Genomic DNA, 21,812 nt, shown 5'->3' on the forward strand with positions numbered 1-21,812 from the left:
TCTGCAGCCGAATTGGTGCGCAGGCTATCTGCTACCGAATTGATGTGCAGGAGCACGCCTTTAGAATGCGTGCTTCGCGTGCATTCTCATGCCTTTCTGCATTGCTGTTTGCATTTGCGGCATCCGGGCCTGCGTTAGCGCAGGATGCAGGCAGTATTTTGCGCGAAACCGAACGCGCGACCGGCCGTAGCCAGCCGGCCCCTGCACCTTTGGCGCCGATTACGCAGCCGCCGGCCGAGCAGACATTGCCGGAGAAGAAGGGCCAGTCGGTATATGTAAAGGAATTCCGCATCAAGTCCGACAGCATACCGGTGGAAGAATTGCTTCCCTTGCTGCAGGGCTATACCGGCAAACGGCTGGGTTTTTCGGAGTTGCAGGCGGCGGCGCGTAAGCTGAGCGACTACAGCCGCAAAAAAGGCAAGCTGGCGCATGCCTATCTGCCGCCGCAAACCATACGCGATGGCGTGGTTGAGATCGTGCTGATGCAAGGCAAGCTCGGCAGGGTGAAGGTGGATCCAGCCAGCAAAACCCGCCTCAATCCCGATCTGGCGATCGGCATCATCGAGAATCGTCTGCCGCCGGGCGAGACCCTCGATCTCGGCGCCATGGACGAAGCCGTTGCCGTGCTCAAGGATGTGCCGGGCGTGAAGGCGGAAGCAAGCCTGCGGGCGGGCGAGAAGGAGGGCGAAACCGACGCCATCCTTCTGCTGGAGGATAAGCCGCTTTGGAGCGGCTCGGCGACGTTGGATAATGGCGGTTCCAGTTCAACCGGCATATTGCGCGGTCTGGCTACGATCTCCGCCGAGAATCCCTTCGGGCTTGGTGAAAAATATTCAGCGGTGGCGCTGGTAAGCGAAGGCACGCGCTATGCCCGCCTGGCGGCGATGATGCCGGTGGGCTATTCCGGTCTGGTAGTGGGCATAAACGGATCGGCTTTGAAATACGATGTCGGCGGTCGTTTCGCCAATCTCGATTTGAATGGCTACAGCCTTAGCGCCGGCAGTAATGCGATCTATCCATTGATGCGCGGCAGCGACATGTCGCTGACATTATCTGGCGCTTACGACTTCAAGATGATGCAGGATCGTGCCGCCAGCGCAACGCTGAACGATAAGCGAATCAATAGCGCCTCACTGGGGCTGTCGGCAACCGTGGTGGATGAATTTTTCGGCGGCGGCAATAACAGCCTGTCGCTGACCGGAACGACCGGACATCTCAATCTGGATCGCTCTCCCGACAGCGCGGCCAACGACCGGGTTACCGCCGGCACGGCAGGCTTCTACACCAAGCTGGCGGCCAGTGCCACGCGCCAACAAAAGCTGGATGAAGCCTGGACATTGGTGACGACGATTGAGGGGCAGGTATCTGGCGACAATCTGGATAGTTCGGAAAAATTCTCGCTTGGCGGCATGGATCGCGTGCGTGCTTATCCTAGCGGCGAGGGCAGCGGCGATAGCGGCGCGCGGCTTGGGCTCGAATTGCAGTGGAAAATCGAAGACGATATCAAGCTCACCGGCTTCTACGATCTTGGTTTTCTGCGTCAGCATACGGATCCCTGGATCAACTGGCAGCCGCGCAGCGATATGCCGAACAGCTACACTCTCCAGGGGTTCGGTATGGCCCTGGCATGGTCGCCGATACAATCCCTGACCATCACCAGCACGCTGGCAAAGGTGATCGGCCGCAATGCCGGCCATGATGCCTCGGGCCATGACAGCGACGGCCATAAGCACCGCTATCGCGCATGGCTGCAAGCCGTGTGGCAATTTTAAGGGATTTGAGCATGCGTAGGATTAAGCATTGGCTGCTCATCTGCTCCGCCCTGATGCTGCCGTTGGTTGCGCAGGCACAGGTGGCTACGAACGCGTTGCCCACCGGGGGCAGCGTTGTGGCCGGCACTGCCACGATCACGCAATCCGGCGCCCGGATGGATGTGACGCAGAGCACCCAGAGCGGCATCATCAACTGGCAGAGTTTCAATATCGGTAGCCAAGCCTGGGTCAATTTCAATCAGCCCAGCAGCAATGCCGCAACGCTCAACCGCGTCACCGGCGGCAGCGTTTCGGAGATTCTGGGTAAACTCACCGCCAATGGACAGGTTTTCCTGGTCAATCCGTCGGGCATCGTGTTTGGCCGCGATGCGCAGATCAATGTCGGCGGCCTGGTCGCCTCGACCATGAGCATCCGCGACGACGATTTCATGGCCGAAAACTATCGCTTTCAGCGCAATGGCAGTACCGGGCAGATCATCAACCAGGGCAGCCTGACTGCCACTGAGCGTGGCTATATCGCGCTGCTGGCGCCGGACCTGCGCAATGAGGGGCTGATCTCCGCGCGGCTTGGCAGTGTGGCGCTGGCGGCTGGCGAAACCGTGGTGATGCAGATCGGGCAGAATCTGTCGCTGCAGGTGGAGCCGGCGACGGTTCAAGCGCTGATAGACAACCGCGCCATGGTGGTGGCCGAGGGTGGTCGGGTGATACTCACCGCCAAGGCGCTGGATACGCTGACCAGCGGTGCCATCAATACCAGCGGCGTGATCCGGGCCGATAGCCTGGTGGAGCGCGGCGGCGAGATCGTGCTGGAGGCCAGCGGCGCGCTGACTATCGGCGGCACGGTTTCCGCCAATGGCACCAGCGGCGGCACGATCACGGCCAATGCCGGCGGTGCCATCACGCTGACGGATGCAAGCGTCACCGCTGATGGCAACCAGGGCGCTGGCGGCAGCATGGCCATCGGCAACTGGGGCAGTGCTTCGCTTGTGGTGAATGCCGGCAGTACATTCTCGGCTTCGGCTGGGCAGAACGGCGATGGCGGCAGCATCACCTTCTTCAGCCAGGATACCCGCTTCAGCGGCCAGGCGCGGGCCCGCGGCGGCAGTTTGAGCGGCGATGGCGGCTTTATCGAAACCTCGGGTATCCTGCTGGATATCGGCAACGGCGCCGCAGTGGATGCCAGCGCCGCCAATGGCCGGGCAGGTACATGGCTGCTTGATCCCAACGATCTGACCATCGGCGTGAGCGGTGCCAGCGCGCTCAGCACAGCCCTGGCAACCACCAATGTCACTTTGAACACTAGCGGTTGCCCCAGTTCTTACGCATCCTGCGCGGCGGGCAATGGCGATGTGTTCATCAATTCCAGCATCACCCCAACGGTGACGGCGGTCGGCGGCACGATCTTCAAGGTGCAAGCGGATGGCGGCATATCGTTGGCCGATAATACATCCATAGCGGCTACTTCGGGCAGCAATGCCCTGGCCGTGCAGTTCCAGGCCGGTGCCAGCGGCGGCATCTATATCGGCAGCAATTCTTCGATCATCACGCGTGGCGGCGGCGTGAACATGACCGGCGGCGGCACATCCAGCACTGCGCAAGGCGTGGCCGGCAGCAATGGCGGGCGTGGCTTGTTCATCAACGGCAGTATCATCAATGCCGGCGGCGGATCGATGAACCTGCGCGGCAAGGGTGCCGATAATGTCGCCAATGCCATCGGCATCGATATCGCCAGCGGTTCGCAGATTTCCACCACCGGCAGCGGCCAGATCGAGCTGACGGGTATCGGCGGCGACAGCACCGGAGGCACCAACGCCTTCAGCTCTGGCATCAATTTCGGTAGCGGCGCAGAAATATCCACCGGCAGCGGAGCCATCACCGTAACCGGCACCCAGGCCGGCACCAGCACGAACCCGGCTTATGGCATTTCCTTCGAAGGCGGCGCGCAGCAAACCGCCATTTACTCCACCAGCGGCGGCATCGGCTTCACGGCAAGTGGTGGCAAGATCGGCTTCTCCACGCCGAATGGCGGCGCCACCGTGGCATTGGGCTGGGATGGCGTGAGCAGCTCGCCAACCACCAGCTATGTCAATCTCACTGCCAGTGATGTCCAGCTCGATTCGACAAATACCACCACACTGAAGGCGGCAAATATCAATATCCGCGCGGACAGCCTTGGCGCCAGCAATACCACAACGGTGACAGCCAGCACGCAGGCAACCATTTACCCATCCACCTTGCCGGGCAGCATCGGCATCGGCACAGGGGCCGGATTGCTGAATATCAGCGACGCCGTACTGCGCCGCTTTCAGACCTCCACATTGCTCAATATCGGTACGTTCTCTTCTGGCGCCGTCACCATCGGCGGCACGCTTACGGCATTCACCACGCCTGTGCGGATTATGAGCAACGGCACTATCACATTGGATAACGGCGCTTCGATCAGCAGCAGCGCCAGCGGCACCGCGATCACGCTTTCCGGCGTCCGCTTCACCAATAATGGCGGCAGCATCAATGCCACCGCTGGCCGCTGGCTGGTTCGCACCAGCAATCCGGCGAACGATACGCGCGGTGCATTAACCGGCTTCGAGCGCTATAGCTGCTCCAGTTCGCCAAGCGTCAATTGCAGCAACCTTCCGGCCACCGGAAACGGCTTCACCTACAGTGTCGCGGGCACCGATGTCGGCGGCTTTAGCAGCAGCAGTAGCAGCAGCGGCGGTTCAAGCTCTGGAAATTCCGTGGCCGATCAGGCGCGGCGCACCCAGGCCTCCACCGATGGCGCCTCGCTCAGCCGCGATGTTGAAAACACCGTGCAAACGGTTTCATTGCCGATATCAAGCGATGGCCGGCCCAGACTTGCGGATTTGCGCAGCCTGGGCGAATCCCCACTCACCGCAATAGAGTTTGGTTATTCGATCAGCAATTTGCGGGCGGCGGGTTATAGTGTCGAGGAACTGCGTGCGGCCGGGATACCCTTGGCCGATATCAAGGCCGGCCGTTACTCGCCGGTCTATGTGAAGGAAGCCGGATACAGCATCGGCGATATGTTGGCGGCTGGTTATGGCATCAAGGATTTGGGCGCGGCGGGGTATTCGCTGGCCGAACTCAAGTCTGCCGGCGTACCGCTGAGTGATCTGAGAGCCAGCGGTTACGGCCTGGCAGACCTGCGTGCCGCCGGTTTCACTGCTTCGGATTTTGTTGCATCAGGGTGGTCGGTCGACGATCTTTGGCAGCAAGGCTATCCGGTTTCCGCATTGCGGCGTGAGGGCTTCTCGGCGCTTGATCTGCAAGGGATTCCGCCGGGCAATATTGTAGGCGCAGGCTATTCCGTCGCCGATCTTCACGGTGCTGGCATCCCCGCATCCACCTTGCGCGATCTCGGTTATTCGCTCGTCGATCTCGCCGATGCCGGATATGCGCCGGATGACTTGCTTAAAGCCGGTTTCCCGGCCGCGGAACTTGATGCCTTCTTCGCTCCGTTGCCGGAACCGGCGAGGCCAGTAGAGGTTGCGGTGGAAAAACCGGCCGAGCCGCGAACGCCACCGGCCATGCCACAAGCGTCGCCGGCGGCCCCCGTAGTGGCTGAAGTGTCTACCACCACGGATCAACTGCCGCCGCCGGCCTCGGCCTCATTCAATACGGTTTCGACGACGCCGAGTGCGAAGGAAGTCGAGTTCAATGAAAAGGCGGCGTATCTGGCGCAGGCCATGGAGCAGCGTGCAAAGAATCTGGCGCCGCCTGCTGTCTGGCCAACCTTGCCAGATATCGATTATAGCAAGGCATCGCTGGGTGAAATTCTGGCCGCGATAGATACGCCAGAATTCGCCGCGCTCTCGGCCGAACAGCGCTCCAATTACCCCGCCATTCAGGAAATCATTCGCCGCGGCGAAGAATTCCGTGCCACGGCGCATGGACAAGACCGCTACGACAATCCTTTGAATGTTGCAATGACGGCCGTCATATATTGGCTTCCAGGCGCTCCGCTGAAAGGCGCGCTTGGTTGGGCGAACACATATGTGAAATCACTGACTCCGCCCATTGTGCAATCGCCTGCAGCGATGTTTGCCCAGCGTGGTATCTGGCAATACACCGGCGCCAGCAACGAGGGGGAATTTGCCATTGCGATGGTCGAGAAGTTCCAGAAGGAGAATGCGGGCCTTCTGGTGCAGATGGAAGATATGAAAAGCGGCAAATGGCAGGATCAGCTTAACAACGCGACTGCCGAGCAGATGGCCAAAATCATGGAGGAAGTGGCCAATACCGATAAGTTTGCAACCGCTGCCAAAGCGGCGATAGATGAAAAGGTTAATCAGGCGAGCGAAGAAATCAAAAATACGCTTGCCTCGGAGACGGATCGCCTGAAAGCCGGAATGGCGCAGATGGCAGAGGCTGCGCGCGAACAGCATAACACTTTGTCGCGCCAGGTATTGGCGGTGCAGAATAAGAGCGTTCGCGACCTTATCGACAGCGGCGTTTCCTTGAAGCACATGCTTGAGATCGGCTATGTGGATTTGCAGACCCTGGCCACTGCGAAAGTGAACGCAGCCGAGCTTCGCGCCGCCGGCGTTTCTCTTGCCTCTCTGAGCGCAGCCGGCGTTTCACCCGCCGCATTGCAGCAGATGGGTTTTTCCACCAGCGAAATGCTGCAAAGCGGCCTTAGCCTCAGCGACATTCCAGCCTCGGTGATTGTGGCGGATGCCCGCCATGGCCGCGTCTCGGCGGATGAGTTGCTGAAGGCAGGCATCAACCCGGCCAAGCTTCGCTCGATGGGTTTCGGGCCCAATGAAATGCGTACCGCGGGCTTCCCGATTGAAACATTGCGGGCGAATTATTCCGCCAGCGCCCTGCGTGAGGCGGGTTTTTCGGCCGCAACCCTGCGGCAAGGCGGGGCTTCGGCGGCTAGTCTGTTGAGTGCCGGATATTCAGTCGAGAATCTGCGGGCTGCTGGCTTCTCTAGTGCGGATCTCTCGGCGCTGGGCGCTTAGCGGCAAGCTGCCGCTTCCGGCACTGGCGCTATATGGCTTAGCAGCCCGACGGCCTCCCCCTCGAATCGGTAAACCCATTCCACATGGAAATGGATGAAGTCTGCTTGCATGGGTCATGGACCATGCGGGTCGCCATGCTCTGAGATGCATCAGTGGAATACGCAAAAAGAATTTACGCAGAAGTAAAAGAAAATTGGTTCGAATAAAGGTTCGCGGCATGCTATGCCATCGGAAGTATGAAAATGCGCAAATAGCCTATATTTTGCGCAATAGGTGATCAATTTTTGATGCTTGACTTGGATTTTTTTGAAATGATAGCTTCGGACCAATGGGGGTAATTGGTTCGAAATGGGCGGCGTTCTCGGCAATAGTTCTGTGGTGGAATTCGATGAAGGCGATGGCAATTCGGATGCCGCGCTTGATCGTCTGCGCCAATATTTGCGAACCAATGACATCCCTCCGGATAGCAAACTTCCTACCGAACGCCAGTTCGCAGCGCTGTTCGGCGTAGGGCGCCGGGCAGTACGCCGGGCATTGGAAGCATTGGAAGCCGAGGGCGTTGTGTCGCGCCGGCAGGGTGCCGGAACCTTTTTCGGCAGGCAGGCCGCCAGCCTGGGGCCCCAGCGCGTCGATGCTTCGGGAACCGATTTCATCGAGATCATGGAAGTGCGGTTGCGGCTTGAGCCGCAATTGGCGCAATTGGCTGCCATGCGAGCGCGGACAGAGCATGTGGCGCGCATGCGTGCCCTGGCGGTTAAAATCGGTCAATTGACCGATTTCGACGAGCGTGAGCTCTGGGATGGCCTGCTGCACCGTTTGATTGCGCAGGCCGCTGGAAACCGCTTGTTTCTCTCCCTCTTCGATGCGGTGAACCGGGTGCGTCAAGATGATGCCTGGCGTGCGATCCGCGAGCGGGCCAGAAGTGTCGGTCGTACGGCCGATGCCGTAACGCACCAGCATCTGGAAATCGTGGAATGCATAGCAAGGCGAGATCCGGTATCGGCGGGCGAGGCGATGCGGCGGCACTTGCTCATGATCCAGGAATTGCTGATACGCCAGACATCGCTCGATGATGCGATCGGCCCGGCGATAATTGCTACCGAAGGTCCTGAACTCAAAATCAATGGAGCGCTAGAAAGATGAAAAAATTTGGATTTTACAAATATGCCTTTGGTGCCGTTCTGGCACTGGCCGTTGCGGGGCCGGCAATGGCTGTGGATCTCCGCATCGGCATGCAAGACGATTCGGATGCGCTCGATCCGGCGCAGTCGCGCACCTTTGCCAGCCGCCTGGTTTATACCAGCCTGTGCGATAAGCTTGTCGACATCTCCAAGGATGTTCAGATCGTGCCGCAGCTAGCCACCGACTGGAAATTGTCGGCTGATGGCCTTACGCTCGTGATGAACCTCGTCAGCAATGCCGTTTTCCATGATGGCACGCCGTTCAATGCAGAAGCTGCCGCCTACAATATCATGCGCAGCAAAACTTTGCCGGAATCCGTTCGCAAGTCGGAGCTGGCTTCCATCGACACCGTTGAGGTGACTGGTCCCTATCAGATCACGATCAAGCTGAAGCAGCCCGATGCGTCGCTGCTGTCGCAGTTTTCCGATCGTGCCGGCATGATGGTTTCGCCGACGGCAGCAAAGGAGGCCGGTGCGAAACTCGCCCTCAAGCCGATTTGCTCCGGTCCCTACCGCTTCGTCGAGCGCATCCAGCAGGACCGCATCGTGCTGGAAAAATTCCCTCAGCATCGGGATGCCAAGAATTATCATTTCGACAAGCTGACCTTCCTGCCGCTGCCGGATTCTACCGTGCGCCTTACCAATCTGCGCTCGGGCGATCTGGATTTGATCGAACGCATGGCAGCAACCGATGCCGGCATTGCCACGGCGGATCCGAATCTGAAGGTGGTGGATGTGGTCAGCCTTGGCTACATCTCGATCTATGTGAATGTCGGTAACGGCGACCGTGCCAAGACGCCGATCGGCCAGGATAAGCGCGTACGCCAGGCTTTCTCCAAGGCGATCGACCGCAAGGCGCTGATCCAAATCGTCTACGATGGTAAGGCGAGTGCCGGCAACCAGCCCTTCCCGCCGAGCAGCATCTGGTACAACAAGAAATTCCCGGTCGAAGAGCGCGACATCAAGGGTGCAAAAGCGCTGCTGGCTGCCGCCGGCCATAAGCGTGTCGAGGTGGAACTTCAGCACCCGAATAATCCGGTTGTGACCCAGATGATGCAGGTCATCCAGGCGATGACGGCCGAAGCCGGCTTCGATGTGAAGCTGCGTGCGACCGAATTCGCCACCCTGCTGTCTGAACAGCGGGCCGGGAAATACGAACTGAGCCGTATGAACTGGTCCGGCCGCCCGGATCCCGATGGCAGCATCCATCAGTTCATTACCTGCGGCGCGGGCCTGAACGACATGCGGTATTGCAACAAGGATGTCGATACCGCATTGAACGCGGCACGCACGACGGTCGATTATGATAAACGCAAGGCGCTCTACGATGCCGCCACGGCTACCCTTGTGGATGAATTGCCGATTATCTATCTCGCTCACGAATCGTATGTTTACGGTATGAAGAAGGGCGTGACGGGTTTCGAGCTTTATCCCGATGGTATGATCCGCCTCAGCGGCGTGACGTTGAAGAAGTAATCCGATTTCACCCCTCGCGGTTTGCCGCGAGGGGTGAGGCGGGCGCGGCCGGGAAAGCCCCGGTCGCAACCTTTCAAGGGCGCAGGCATGCCTCGGCAAGAATGGGGCATGCCGGTCGCCATTAGACCAATGGCAACGACGAAACATGCTTCCATATATCAGCAAAAGAATTCTGGTTGCGCTGCCCACATTGGTCATCATTTCGGTGATCGTGTTCCTGTTGCAGAAACTGCTGCCCGGCGACCCGATATTGGCGCTGGCGGGCGAGGACCGCGACCCCGCGACGCTGGATTTCCTGCGCGAACATTATCACCTGAACGATCCGCTGCCGTTGCAATATGCCCGCTGGCTGGGGGCGGTTCTGACCGGCGATTTCGGTATATCGCTGCGCACCAGCCAGCCTGTTCTGGACCTGATCGTAGAGAAATTGCCGGTTACGCTGCAATTGGCGCTGATGTCGATTGCCATCGCGCTGATCGTGGGTATTCCCACAGGCATCATTGCCGCAGTTTACAAGAACACCGTATTCGATTGGCTGGCCAATTTGGTTGCGATATCCGGCATGTCGATCCCGAATTTCTGGCTCGGCATCATGTTGATTCTGCTGATTTCGGTGAATCTCGGCTGGTTGCCGGCATCGGGTTATGAGCCGCTTTTCAGCGATCCCGTCCGATCGATCAAAACCATGTTGATGCCATCCTTCGTGCTGGGCACTGCACTGGCGGCAACGATCATGCGGCATACACGCTCCGCAATGCTGGAGGTTTTGAAATCGGATTATATCCGCACCGCGCGCGCCAAGGGGCTCACCAGCCGCGAAGTGATTCTCAGCCATTCGTTCCGTAATGCGATCCTGCCGATCATCACACTGACCGCAATTCTGTTCGGCGAATTGATGGCCGGAGCGGTGCTGACCGAACAGATTTTCGCCATCCCGGGTTTTGGCAAGCTCACCGTCGATGCGGTGTTCAACCGCGACTATGCCGTTGTGCAAGGCGTTGTGCTGTGCACCGCGGTCGGTTTCCTGCTGGTGAATCTCGTCGCCGATATCCTTTACGGTGTTTTCAATCCGCGCATCCGGGCCTCGCTATGACGATATCGAGCGTGATAGCCTCGCCCGCGACAGAGACGCGTAGCCGCGGCTGGCAAAAATTCCGGCGCAACCGCGCCGCCGTTGCCGGCCTCGTGATCGTTTCGATCATTTCCGCAATGGCGCTGCTGGCGCCGGTTTTGCCCATCGCCGACTACCTGCAAACCAGTTGGACAGCGATACGTAAGCCGCCTTCGGCGATGTATTGGATGGGCACCGACGAACTGGGGCGGGATATCCTCTCGCGCATGATCTGGGGCGCGCAATCCTCGTTGCTTGCCGGTGTGGTCTCGGTTGCCATCGCCGCAATACTGGGTGTGCCGATTGGATTGATCTCCGGGTATTTCGGTGGCTGGATCGATGTCGTGATTTCGCGCTTCACCGATGCATTGCTCGCCTTGCCCTTCCTGGTCATGGCCATCGCGCTCGCGGCCTTTCTTGGCCCAAGCCTTACCAACGCGATGATCGCCATCGGCTTTTCGGCGGTGCCCATCTTCATAAGGCTGACGCGTGGACAGGTTCTGGCCGTGCGCAGCGAAGAGTATATCGAGGGTGCCCGCTCGGTCGGTCTTGGCCATATCGAGATCATGAGCCGCTACATTCTGCCCAATATCCTGCCGCCGATTATTGTGCAGGCCACATTGACCGTGGCCACGGCGATCCTTGCCGAAGCGAGCCTTTCGTTTCTCGGCCTGGGGCAGCAGGCGCCGGAAGCCAGTTGGGGCTCCATGCTCAGTACGGCGAAGAATTTCCTCAGTCAGGCACCCTGGATGGCGATGTGGCCCGGAGCCGCGATCTTCCTCATGGTAATCGGCTTCAACCTGCTTGGCGATGGGCTGCGCGATGCTCTCGACCCGCGCGAAAATTAACGCAACACAAACGAACGCAAGATGACAGTTTTCACAACACGTCCTGAAATCGTCGGTACCTTCGGCGTCGTCACTTCCACCCATTGGATCGCTTCCGCGGTCGGTATGCGCATGCTCGAACTGGGCGGCAATGCTTTCGATGCCGCGGTTGCCACCGGTTTCGTGCTGCAGGTTCTGGAGCCGCATCTGAATGGCCCGGCAGGCGATCTGCCGGCCATCATTCATTCCGCGAAAACCGGCAAGACCGAAGTGATCTGCGGGCAAGGCCCCGCGCCTGCGGGGGCCACTATCGCGCATTATCGCGCCGAGGGCCTTAATCTCATCCCGGGCGATGGGTTGCTTTCTACAGTGATTCCCGGCTCATTCGATGCCTGGATGCTCATGCTGCGTGATTACGGTAGTCTGCCGCTGCGCACCGTGCTGGAGCCGGCAATCTATTATGCCGAACACGGCCATCCGATGCTCGATCGCGTGGCATCGACGATTGCCGGTCTTGCCGATTTCTTCAAGGCGGAGTGGCCGACCTCGTATGCTACCTGGGTGCCTGGCGGCAACTTGCCGAAGCCTGGTGCATTGTTTTGCAATCCGGTTCTCGCCCAGACCTGGACCAGGGTGTTGCAAGAGGCCGATGCGAAGCCGAACCGCGAGGCCGGCATCGAAGCGGCCCGCGATGCCTTCTATCGTGGCTTCATCGCCGAAGCGATCGATCAATTCGCGCGCAACACCGAAGTGATGGATGCCAGTGGCAAGAAGCATCGCGGCGTGCTCAACGCGGATGACCTCGCCAATTGGAAGGCCACGGTGGAAGCGCCGCAATTCGGCGGCTACAAGGATTGGACCGTTGCCAAGACCGGGCCTTGGGGGCAGGGGCCGGTTTTGCTGCAGGCACTTAAAATCCTTGAGGGCATCGATCTTGCCGCGATGGATCCGAATGGCGCGGATTTCGTGCATGTCGTAGCCGAAGCGATGAAACTCGCCTATGCCGACCGCGAGGTTTATTACGGCGATCCGGCTTTCAGCGAAGTGCCGATGGATACGCTGTTGAGCGCCGAATATGCTGCTGAGCGGCGCAAGCTGATCGGCGCAACGGCATCGCGGGATCTGCTGCCTGGCAGGATTGCGGGTTTCGAGGCACAGCGCGACCTGACGCTCGGTCTGCTCGATCAGCTCGGTTCCGGTGCGGTGTATGAGCCGACCATGGCGCATCTGAGCGAACGCAAGGGCGATACGGTCCATATCGATGTAATCGATCGCTGGGGCAACATGGTTTCGGCCACGCCGTCCGGCGGCTGGCTGCAAAGCTCGCCGATCATCCCGGAGCTTGGCTTCTGCCTCAATTCGCGGGCGCAGATGTTCTGGCTGACCGAAGGGCTGCCGTCTTCGCTGGCGCCGGGCAAGCGTCCGCGCACCACGCTTACGCCGTCCATCGCCTTGCAGGATGGCAAGCCCCGGCTTGCTTTCGGTACCCCGGGGGGCGATCAGCAGGATCAATGGCAGCTGGTTTTCTTCCTGCGTTATGTCAATCACGGCTTTAACCTGCAGGCGACAATCGACCAACCGCTATTCCATTCGACGCATTTCCCGGGTTCGTTTTTCCCCCGCACGCGGGTTCCGGCCGGGTTGATGATCGAATCGCGCATTGGCGCGGATGTGATCGCCGAGTTGCGTCGGCGCGGCCATGATCTCACCGTTGCCGGGGAATGGGATATTGGGCGGCTGACGGCGGCGCGGCGCGATGATGGCGGTCTGCTCCGCGCGGCGGCAACGCCAAGGCTGATGCAGGCTTACGCAGTGGGACGCTGAGATGACGGCAGACGCGGGCGCACCTGTCCTTTCCGTAAAAAACCTCACCACCGCGTTTCGCGTCGATGGCGGGTGGAAAAGCATCGTGCAGAATATTTCCTTCGATATCGCTCCGGGCGAGACCTTGGCGATCGTGGGGGAAAGCGGCTCTGGCAAGAGCGTTACGTCGATGTCGATCATGCGGCTGCTCGATCCGGCCGGCTCGCGCCTGGAGGGCTCGATCAAACTCGACGGACGTGAATTGCTCACGCTTTCCGAGGCCGATATGTGCCTTGTACGTGGGCGCGATGTCTCGATGATCTTTCAGGAGCCGATGACGTCGCTCAATCCGGTTTTCACCGTTGGGCGCCAGATCGGCGAGGTGCTGATGCGCCATAAGGGGCTTTCGAAGGCTGAGGCGCGCAAGGCGGCACTTGCGATGATGGATCGCGTACGTATTCCCAATGCCGTCACTCGGATCGACGAATATCCGCATCAGTTCTCTGGCGGCATGCGCCAACGCATCATGATCGCCATGGCGCTTGCGGCACGCCCACGCTTGTTGATCGCTGACGAGCCGACAACAGCACTCGATGTGACGATCCAAGGGCAGATCCTCGATCTGATCAAGGAATTGCAGCGCGAAGAGCAGATGGCGATGCTGTTCATCACGCATGATATGGGCGTGGTTGCCGAGATCGCGGATCGTACCCTGGTGATGCTGCGCGGTGCGCAGGTGGAAGCGGGTACGACGGAAAATATCTTTGCACGCGGTACCCATCCCTATACGCGGGCATTGCTGGCCGCCGTGCCGCGCATCGGGTCCATGCAGGGTGAAGCGCAGCCGCTGCGGTTTCCTGAAGTAGATCCGACGACCGGGGAAATAAAGCCTTTGCCGCCGGTCGCTTCCCAGGTGAGTGGGCGGGGCGGTCCGCTGCTGTCGGTTCGTAATCTGGTGGTGCGATTCAAATCGGGTTCGGATATTTTCGGTCGCCCGACCGGTGTGGTTCATGCCGTGGAAAATGTTTCCTTCGATCTGCTGAAGGGCGAGACCTTGAGCCTGGTCGGCGAATCCGGCTGCGGCAAATCCACAACCGGCCGTGCCATCCTGCGGTTGGTCGAACCCAAATCCGGCGAGGTGTTGCTGGATGGTATGAATGTGCGCGGCCTTGCCCATGCAGAGATGCTGGGGCTGCGCCGCAGCGGACAGATGATTTTCCAGGATCCGTTCTCCAGCCTCAATCCCCGCATGACGATTGCTCAAACCGTCATGGAACCGCTGCTGAAGCACAAGATCGTCGACCGGAAAGGTGCGCGGGACATGGCAGCCGAACTGCTCAGGCAGGTTGGCCTGGATCCTGCCATGCTGGGGCGATACCCGCATGAATTCTCCGGCGGCCAGCGCCAGCGCGTGGCCATTGCTCGTGTGCTGGGCCTGAAGCCGAAGCTCATCGTTGCCGACGAAAGCGTGTCGGCGCTGGATGTTTCGATCAAGGCGCAGGTCTGTAATCTGCTGATGGATTTGCAGGAGCGTTACGGCATTGCCTTGCTGTTCATCAGCCATGATATGGCGGTTGTGGAGCGTATGAGCCACCGCGTTGCGGTGATGTATATGGGCGAGATCGTCGAAATCGGTGCGCGCGAGCAGATTTTCACCAATCCGCAGCATGCCTATACGAAGAAGCTACTTTCCGCCGTGCCGGTGCCGGATCCGGCCCGTCGTGGCGAAAGGCGGCGTCAGCCCATCGAAGAGCTGCGAAATCCGATTCATCCGCTCGGCTACGAACCGCCGCAGCGAGAATGGAGCGAGGTTATGCCGGGCCATCTGGTGATGAGCGCTTGAAATATCTGCAAGCCTCGGGCGGTCATTCCGCTTTCGGCAAGGCAAAGGCGGCGGCGGTTTCCAGAAAGCGTTTCACCAGAGGGTTGTCGTGCCGTTCGGGCATGGCAAACGCCATGTCGTAGACCAGCGGCTTGCCATGTTCCAGAATGGGAAGAAACACTACGTCCGGCATTGGAACGCTGCTGAAGGCGGCCGGCACAAGCGCGATGCCCACCCCTGTGGCAACCAGCATGATCTTGGTCAGCATCTGCGACACTTCCTGCCGTATGGTCGGTGAAAAGCCTGCCCGCTGGCAGGCGGAGAGAAACTGGCTTTCGAAGCCTGGGCCCTCCGAAAAGGGAAAGGTTACGAAAGTTTCCTCGGTAAGCCGACCGATCTCTACTGTTTCATGTTTCGCAAGCCAATGATCGTGCGGCACGGCAAGCATCATCCTTTCCTGACGAAAGGGAATCAGTTCGATGCCGGACCGGTCCTGCAGGGGAACCACCACCAATGCGATATCCGATCGGCCGTGCCGCAGGGCAGCGATCTGGCTGCCTGTGGTGTCGCTATCGAGGCTGATTGCGGCTTCGGGATGCTGATTGCGGAAGCGCCGTACCAGCTGAGGCAATATCCCGAGTGCTGCGCTGGCAACGAAAGTGATGCGCAGGCTGCCGACAATGCCATCGCCGGTGCGGCGGGCGAGATTGATGGCATGCTCTGCTTGCGCCAGGGTTCGCCGGGCTTCGCGCAGAAAAACCTCGCCCACCTGGGTGAGGCGCACGCTGCGGCTGTTGCGGTCAAGCAGGGTTTCGCCGAGTTCCTGCTCCAGCAGGCGGATCGCGGTGCTCAGGGGTGGCTGAGACATGTTCAGCCGGATTGCGGCATTGCGGAAGCTCAGTTCCTCCGCAACGGCGACAAACTGCCGAATTTGGCGTAGATCAATGGTCATCGATATATTTCTTATATCAATTTGGTAAAAAACTGTATTTGTCATATAGCATGTGCGACGCAAGACTGGCTAGTCAGCAGGAGGGTAGTATGAGTGTGAGTGATCAGCAGGATGTCAGTCTGCAATTGACCCATTACGGGGCTGCGGCTTGGCGGATTACCGACGGGAAGACCACGATCCTTCTCGATCCGTATTTCACGCGTCTACGGTATTCCGGTCGCTTCCTGGGGGCTGCGGATTCGCCGACGGCGCCTGGCGACAATCGGCCGGTTTTTCTCGATACGGATGCACTGCCTTCCGAAACCGCGCTGATCGACAAGCATATCCATGGCGCGGATTTGATCGTGCATTCGCATTCGCATTTCAATCACTGCATGGATATGCCGCACATCGCCAAGAAATATAAATCCTTGGTGATGGGTACGGAGAGCACGACCAACATCGCACGCGCCAATGGCGTGGCGAACCATCAGTTGATCACCGTCAAGGGCGGCGAGGATTATCAGTTCGATGGCTTTTCCATGCGCGTGCTGCCGAGCCTGCATTCGCCGCTGCTGGAAAAGCGCTATTTCGAATCAGGGGTGGTGCCGCGCGGCATCTCCGTGCCGATGCAGATGTGCCAGTATTGCGAAGGCGGCACGTTGGGCTATTACCTGCGCTGGGGCAAGCATCGCATCCTGATGTTCGGTTCGATGAATTATATCGAGCGCGAGTTGTACGATCTCGAAACGACCATGGTTCTGGTCGCTGCCGCCGCGCCGCGCCTGCATATCTATGATTATACCGGCCGCCTTTTACGCCGCCTGGGCCACCCGCCCGTGGTGGTGGCCACGCATTGGGACGTGCAGGCCTATCCTTACGGCGCATCGCAGGATGCCGCGCTCAAGCAGGCGGATACTTTCGTGGCGGAAGTGAATGCCGCATCGCCGAATGCGCAGGTGATCGTGCCGCGGCATTTCGACACCATCCATGTCGATGCCGATTGCAAGGTTACCGGTGTGGTGCCCGGCACGCACTGATCCATACGCGGCCGGGTATCGCTGCAGCTAAAGGGGCTTGCGGATATGCTGTATAGAAACGGGCGCATTTTCGATGGGCGGAATGCGGCCCCTGTCGGCTTTGCAGTGCTGGTCGAGGAGGGGATTATCCGGGCGATCGGCCCGGAGCCCGATTTCGATGGCTATGGCGGCCCCAAATTCGATCTCGGCGGGGATACGCTCATGCCGGGCCTGATCGATTGCCATGTGCATCTGACCATGTCTGGCGACGGCAAAGCCGCTGCTGCTCGCGAATTCGATTTCGGCAAGATCACGCTGGAAGCGTTGGAGAATGCGCAGAAAACATTGCAGGGCGGCATCACCTCGGTGCGCGATTGCGGCGGCGTGGAATTCGTGGAATTCGCGGTGCGGGATGCCTGCAATTCCGGCCGCTTCCTCGGCCCGTTCATCCGCGTTTCAGGCAAGGTCATCTGCATGACCGGCGGCACGAAGTGGAAGATAGGCCGGGTTGCCGATGGCCCGCAGGAAGTGATCACCGCCGTGCGTGAACAGATCTATCGCGGCTGCGACTGCATCAAGCTGATGGCTACCGGCGCGGTGCTGCATCCGGGCAGCGATATCGAGGATCCGCAATATACCGTCGAGGAATTGATCGCGGGCGTTACCGAAGCGGAGCGGTTCCGCCGCCCAAGCGCTGCGCATGCGATCGGTACCAAGGGCATTATCAATGCGGCGCGGGCCGGCGTCACCTCGATCGAGCATGGCACCGTTCTCAACGATGAGGCTGTCGGGATCATGCTGGAGAAGGGCACCTACCTGGTGCCCACGCTCGCCGCACTCGAGCAGATTCTGTTGAACCCGGAAGCCGTGCCGCCGGCATCGATGGAGCGTGCGCGGCGGGTTGCCGCCAAAGCGCGCGACTCCGTCGCCATGTATTACAAGGCCGGCGGCAAGATCGCCATGGGCGCGGATACCGGCACGATCTGTAATCCGCATGGCAAGAATGCTCGGGAACTGGCGCATATGGTCGGCTGCGGCATGCGTCCGGTGGATGCGCTGTGCAGCGGCACCTCGATTGCGGCGGAGCTGCTGCGGTTGGACACGCGCGGTTCTCTTGCGCCGGGCTTTATCGCCGACATGTTGATCGTGCGTGGGGATCCGCTGACCGATATCACCTGCGCATCCGAAACCGAGAACCACCGCCTTGTGATCAAAGGCGGTGCGCCGGTGGCCGGTATGGAGCTGGAGCGTCAGCCGCCATTCAGGCGTTTCGGCTGAGATATTCTTGGCGGCTGTTTAAAGCTGCTTAGGCCGCATCAGCCGCAGGAATTCCCCGCCATGCAAGCCGGCAAGGTCAGGCTGGTTTTTCAGCCGTGATGCCCTCGGTGGACAATATCGCTGATAAGTGGGTCGCGTGGGTGCCCGCTTCGGCCATTTTCCGACGTTTTCACTCAATATATGAATATAGTTCATATAGAATATTTCCTTATATTTCGGAATATATAGCGAATATATGATGCAGACTTGATTGGTAAGTGAATATAGTTCATTATCTCTGTATAAAGATCGAAGATACAGGGAGGCTAGGTCATGACGACCGCTATTTGCCGGCAATTGGGCATCAAATATCCGATTTTCGCATTCTCACATTGCCGGGATGTGGTGGCGGCGGTGTCGAATGCCGGCGGCATCGGCGTTTATGGCGGAGCCTTGAACACGCCCGAGCAGGTGGAGATCGATCTGCGCTGGATCGAGCGCCAGGTGGGCGACAAGCCCTATGGCATCGATCTGTTGTTGCCGATGAGCTATGTGGAAGTGAGCGAGGAGGAAAAGCAAGCGCGTATTCCCGCCGAGCATCGTCGCTTCCTGGACGGGATGATGCAGCGATTTGGCGTACCGCCGCTGGATCCCAATGCCGATCAATTGCATGGCCTGCTGGGCGATACCAAATTTACCCCCGAGCAGAATGCCGCCATCCTGGAACTGGTGTTCAAATACAATCCGAAGGTATTCGTCAGCGCGCTCGGCACGCCGCCAGCGCAATTGATCGAAAAGGCGCATGCGCGCGGCATGCTGATCGGCGCCTTGGCCGGCAAGGCCAAACATGCCATCCGTCATAAACAGGCTGGCGTCGATTTCGTGGTGGCAGCCTCTTATGAGGCGGGCGGCCATACCGGCGAGATCGGCAGCATGGTGCTGGTGCCGGAAGTGGCTGATGCCGTGGCGCCGCTGCCGGTGCTGGCGGCCGGCGGCATCGGACGTGGCCGGCAAGTGGCCGCAGCGCTGGCGCTGGGCGCCCAGGGCGTCTGGTGCGGCTCGGTCTGGCTCACCTCCACCGAGTCCGATCTCTTGCCGGTGATGAAGCAGAAATTGCTGGAAGCCGGTTCCGACGAGACCGTGCGCGCAAAGTGTTTTACCGGGAAATATGCGCGCTTCCTGCGCACGGCCTGGTCCGATGAATGGGACAGGCCGGAAGCCCCCGCGCCGTTGCCGGCGCCGCTTCAGACTGCGCTGATCGCCGATTATATCGAGCGTATTGCTGCCAGCGCGGCATCCGGCAAGGTGGATGGTAGCACCGGGGCCGGCGCGCTGATCACTTCGCCGGTTGGCCAGATCGTGGGGGCGATGAATGTCTCGCTTTCGGCACGCGAGATCGTGCGCGAGATGATGGAGGAAATGACCGAAGCCACTATGCGGCTGACGGAAGTTTTCGAGGAGGCCGGTTAGCGGCCTCCTAAGCCATCAAGCGATATTGGCCGAGCGCGTGGCATTGCCGCTATCCGAAAGGGTGGCGGCAAATGCGTTCATGGCATCGGCGCGGAAATCTTCCAGCATGGCGAGGGCCAGGCGGTTGCGGTCACGCTCTTTCGCCACCTGATAGGCAGGATGCGGCAGGGTGGCCAGACGGCGCGCCTGGGCAAGACTGGCCGTGCGCAGATCGGCTGCGGGTACCACTTCGTCGAGAAAGCCGGGGGCAATCGCGGCCTCGGGCGCATACATTTCGGCTTGCATATAGGCGCGATCGAACCAGGCATTGGGAATGCGATGGCGCGCCAGCACGCGGAAGCAATTGGGTAATGGCAGGCCGTTGCGCACTTCATTCAGGCCGATCTGAAAATCGCCGGCGGCGCCTAAGCGGTAATCCGCCGCCAGCATCATAAAGGCGCCCAGCGCCACGCTGTGGCCGTGGCATTCCAGCACCACAGGGCGGGGGAAGCGCGCCACCCGGATCAGCAGATTCACGCCGCGCTCAACAAGGTCCAGTAACAACGCATTGCTGCCGCCGCGCACCACCCGCAAATCGAAACCGGCGGAAAAAATCCCAGGCCGGCCGGCGATCAGCAAAGCGCCTTTATCCTGCGGCACGCGATCGAGGCAGCTCTCGAATTGGGCGATGGTTTCGAAGGAGAAGGGATTCACCTTGCCATCATCCATTGTGAGGATGGAAATGTCGTTGTCCTGGATCAGTTCGATGGCGTTCTTCAAGGCAGGCGCTCCTATACTGTAAAACTACTCAGGCCAGCAGCCGCAAAGCCCGCGCGGTGATCTCGTTCATGCCCAATTCGCCAACGGCAAAGGCATCGCAAAGCGCGTCTATCTGCGCGGCCAGGGCCGGATCGCCATCCAGGCCCAGCCGCCGGCGGGCGGTGTTGGCCACATGCTCGGCAATCATGTTGCGGATATCGGCGCGATTGCTGGCGGAATCTAGCGGTATGCGGCTGGCAAGCAGGCTCTCGGCGGTATCCACCAGGGCCTCTATGCCCTCATTGCGCAGCGGCGACGTGGCCAGCACGGGAACGTCGCGGTTGGCGGCGCGCAGCATCAGCATCATTTCCAGATGTCGTTTGGTGCTGGCGGCGGCGGGCAGATCGGATTTGTTCACCACCATGATATCGGCGATTTCCAGGATGCCGGCTTTGATGGCCTGGATATCGTCCCCCAGGCCCGGGGCATTCACCACCAGCTTCACATCGGCGATCTTGGCTATTTCGACTTCCGACTGTCCGGTGCCGACGGTTTCCACGATCACCACATCCAGGCAGGAGCGCCGCAGCAAATCGACGATGCGCCGGGTAGCACGCGATACACCGCCGAGATGACCGCGCGAGCCCAGAGAGCGGGCAAATACGCCGTCATCCTTCACATGTTCGCCCATGCGGATGCGATCGCCCAGGATGGCGCCGCCGGTGATCGGGCTGGATGGATCCACGGCAATGATGCCCACGGTTTTACCGCGCTGGCGCAGGCAGCGGATTACGGCATTGATCAGGGTGGATTTGCCGGCGCCCGGCGGACCGGTGAAGCCGATCGCGTTGCTGCGGGCGGGCAGGGCATACAGTCCGCGCAGCAAAGGCTCGAACCCCGGCCGTTCATTCTCCACGATGCTGATAATGCGCGCCAGCGCGCCGATCTCCCCGGCCCGCATACGCTCCAGCAACTCGGCCTGGGGCAGCGCCGTCATGGCGCCAGGGCGGGCGCTGCGGAGGCTTCCCTGACGATGCGGCGGATATCCTCTGCGATGTCGGGTATCGCCGTGCCGGGGCCATAAACCCCCGCCACGCCGATGGCATGCAATGGTTCAATATCGGCTTTGGGGATGATGCCGCCGACGATCACCGGGATATCGCCGCGCCCGACTTCCTGCAACGCGCCGATCACGCCCTTGGTCAGCGCCACATGGCCGCCATTGAGATAGCTGAGGCCGACGACATCCACGTCCTCCTGCAGCGCCACGCGGGCGATGTTGTCTTTCTCCTGGAATACGCCGGTATAGATCACTTCCATGCCGGAATCGCGCAGGCCGGCGGCCAGCAGCTTTACGCCGGTTTCATGGGTGCACAAGCCGGGTTTGGCCAGCAATATGCGGATAATGGGTTTCTCTTGCATG

The 21,812-nt window shown here is 60.0% G+C and carries 15 protein-coding genes; 11 read left to right on the plus strand and 4 right to left on the minus strand.

What is annotated here, in order from left to right; translation table 11 throughout:
- Positions 1 to 158: 158 nt before the first annotated feature.
- From KF827_RS00105 to KF827_RS00140, 8 genes are all read left to right on the plus strand, one after another.
- Positions 159 to 1,772 carry a ShlB/FhaC/HecB family hemolysin secretion/activation protein gene (locus KF827_RS00105; RefSeq protein WP_290997770.1) on the plus strand — a complete coding sequence of 538 codons (1,614 nt, stop codon included), beginning with the start codon at positions 159 to 161 and terminating at the stop codon, positions 1,770 to 1,772.
- 11 nt (positions 1,773 to 1,783) lie between these two features.
- A complete protein-coding gene (locus tag KF827_RS00110; RefSeq protein WP_290997773.1) occupies positions 1,784 to 6,754 on the plus strand; it encodes a filamentous hemagglutinin N-terminal domain-containing protein in 4,971 nt (1,656 codons plus the stop codon).
- Positions 6,755 to 7,102: 348 nt separating this feature from the next.
- Positions 7,103 to 7,897: a FadR/GntR family transcriptional regulator gene (locus KF827_RS00115; RefSeq protein WP_290997776.1), complete on the plus strand. Its 795-nt coding sequence runs from the start codon at positions 7,103 to 7,105 to the stop codon at positions 7,895 to 7,897.
- A 65-nt stretch (positions 7,898 to 7,962) separates the two neighbouring features.
- Positions 7,963 to 9,411 (plus strand): ABC transporter substrate-binding protein, encoded by a 1,449-nt coding sequence (locus tag KF827_RS00120; protein ID WP_290997779.1) that lies wholly within the window; start codon positions 7,963 to 7,965, stop codon positions 9,409 to 9,411.
- A 145-nt stretch (positions 9,412 to 9,556) separates the two neighbouring features.
- Positions 9,557 to 10,504: an ABC transporter permease gene (locus KF827_RS00125; protein ID WP_290997782.1), complete on the plus strand. Its 948-nt coding sequence runs from the start codon at positions 9,557 to 9,559 to the stop codon at positions 10,502 to 10,504.
- Between the two features lie 11 nt (positions 10,505 to 10,515).
- Positions 10,516 to 11,370: an ABC transporter permease gene (locus tag KF827_RS00130; RefSeq protein WP_290997785.1), complete on the plus strand. Its 855-nt coding sequence runs from the start codon at positions 10,516 to 10,518 to the stop codon at positions 11,368 to 11,370.
- A gap of 21 nt (positions 11,371 to 11,391) precedes the next feature.
- A complete protein-coding gene (locus tag KF827_RS00135) occupies positions 11,392 to 13,173 on the plus strand; it encodes a gamma-glutamyltransferase family protein (RefSeq protein ID WP_290997788.1) in 1,782 nt (593 codons plus the stop codon).
- A gap of 1 nt (position 13,174) precedes the next feature.
- A complete protein-coding gene (locus KF827_RS00140) occupies positions 13,175 to 14,995 on the plus strand; it encodes an ABC transporter ATP-binding protein (RefSeq protein ID WP_290997792.1) in 1,821 nt (606 codons plus the stop codon).
- Positions 14,996 to 15,017: 22 nt separating this feature from the next.
- Here the strand turns inward: KF827_RS00140 and KF827_RS00145 are convergent, their stop codons facing one another.
- Positions 15,018 to 15,971, minus strand: a complete 954-nt coding sequence (locus KF827_RS00145) for a LysR family transcriptional regulator (protein WP_367273099.1) — start codon at positions 15,969 to 15,971, stop codon at positions 15,018 to 15,020.
- Positions 15,972 to 16,015: 44 nt separating this feature from the next.
- Here KF827_RS00145 and KF827_RS00150 point away from each other — a divergent pair, with 44 nt between their 5' ends.
- The 3 genes from KF827_RS00150 (at position 16,016) to KF827_RS00160 (ending at position 19,651) form a co-directional block, all read left to right on the plus strand.
- Positions 16,016 to 16,945 carry an MBL fold metallo-hydrolase gene (locus KF827_RS00150; protein WP_290997798.1) on the plus strand — a complete coding sequence of 310 codons (930 nt, stop codon included), beginning with the start codon at positions 16,016 to 16,018 and terminating at the stop codon, positions 16,943 to 16,945.
- Between the two features lie 45 nt (positions 16,946 to 16,990).
- Positions 16,991 to 18,202, plus strand: a complete 1,212-nt coding sequence (locus KF827_RS00155) for an amidohydrolase family protein (RefSeq protein ID WP_290997801.1) — start codon at positions 16,991 to 16,993, stop codon at positions 18,200 to 18,202.
- Positions 18,203 to 18,514: 312 nt separating this feature from the next.
- On the plus strand, positions 18,515 to 19,651 hold the full coding sequence (locus tag KF827_RS00160) for a nitronate monooxygenase family protein (RefSeq protein ID WP_290997804.1): 1,137 nt from the start codon (positions 18,515 to 18,517) through the stop codon (positions 19,649 to 19,651).
- Between the two features lie 15 nt (positions 19,652 to 19,666).
- Here the strand turns inward: KF827_RS00160 and KF827_RS00165 are convergent, their stop codons facing one another.
- From KF827_RS00165 to KF827_RS00175, 3 genes are read right to left on the minus strand one after another with little or no spacing between them, the layout of a single operon-like run.
- Positions 19,667 to 20,410, minus strand: coding sequence for a crotonase/enoyl-CoA hydratase family protein (locus KF827_RS00165; protein WP_290997807.1), 744 nt, complete (start codon positions 20,408 to 20,410; stop codon positions 19,667 to 19,669).
- Positions 20,411 to 20,438: 28 nt separating this feature from the next.
- Complete coding sequence (gene meaB, locus KF827_RS00170) at positions 20,439 to 21,386, minus strand: methylmalonyl Co-A mutase-associated GTPase MeaB (protein ID WP_290997809.1); 948 nt, start codon at positions 21,384 to 21,386, stop codon at positions 20,439 to 20,441.
- The gene (locus KF827_RS00175) at positions 21,383 to 21,811 is read right to left on the minus strand and encodes a cobalamin-dependent protein (RefSeq protein ID WP_290997813.1); all 429 of its coding nucleotides are present in this window, start codon (positions 21,809 to 21,811) and stop codon (positions 21,383 to 21,385) included. The genes meaB and KF827_RS00175 overlap by 4 nt, the downstream gene beginning before the upstream one ends.
- Position 21,812 lies beyond the last annotated feature (1 nt).

This window comes from Ferrovibrio sp. (genome assembly GCF_019636075.1).
Classification (GTDB): domain Bacteria; phylum Pseudomonadota; class Alphaproteobacteria; order Ferrovibrionales; family Ferrovibrionaceae; genus Ferrovibrio.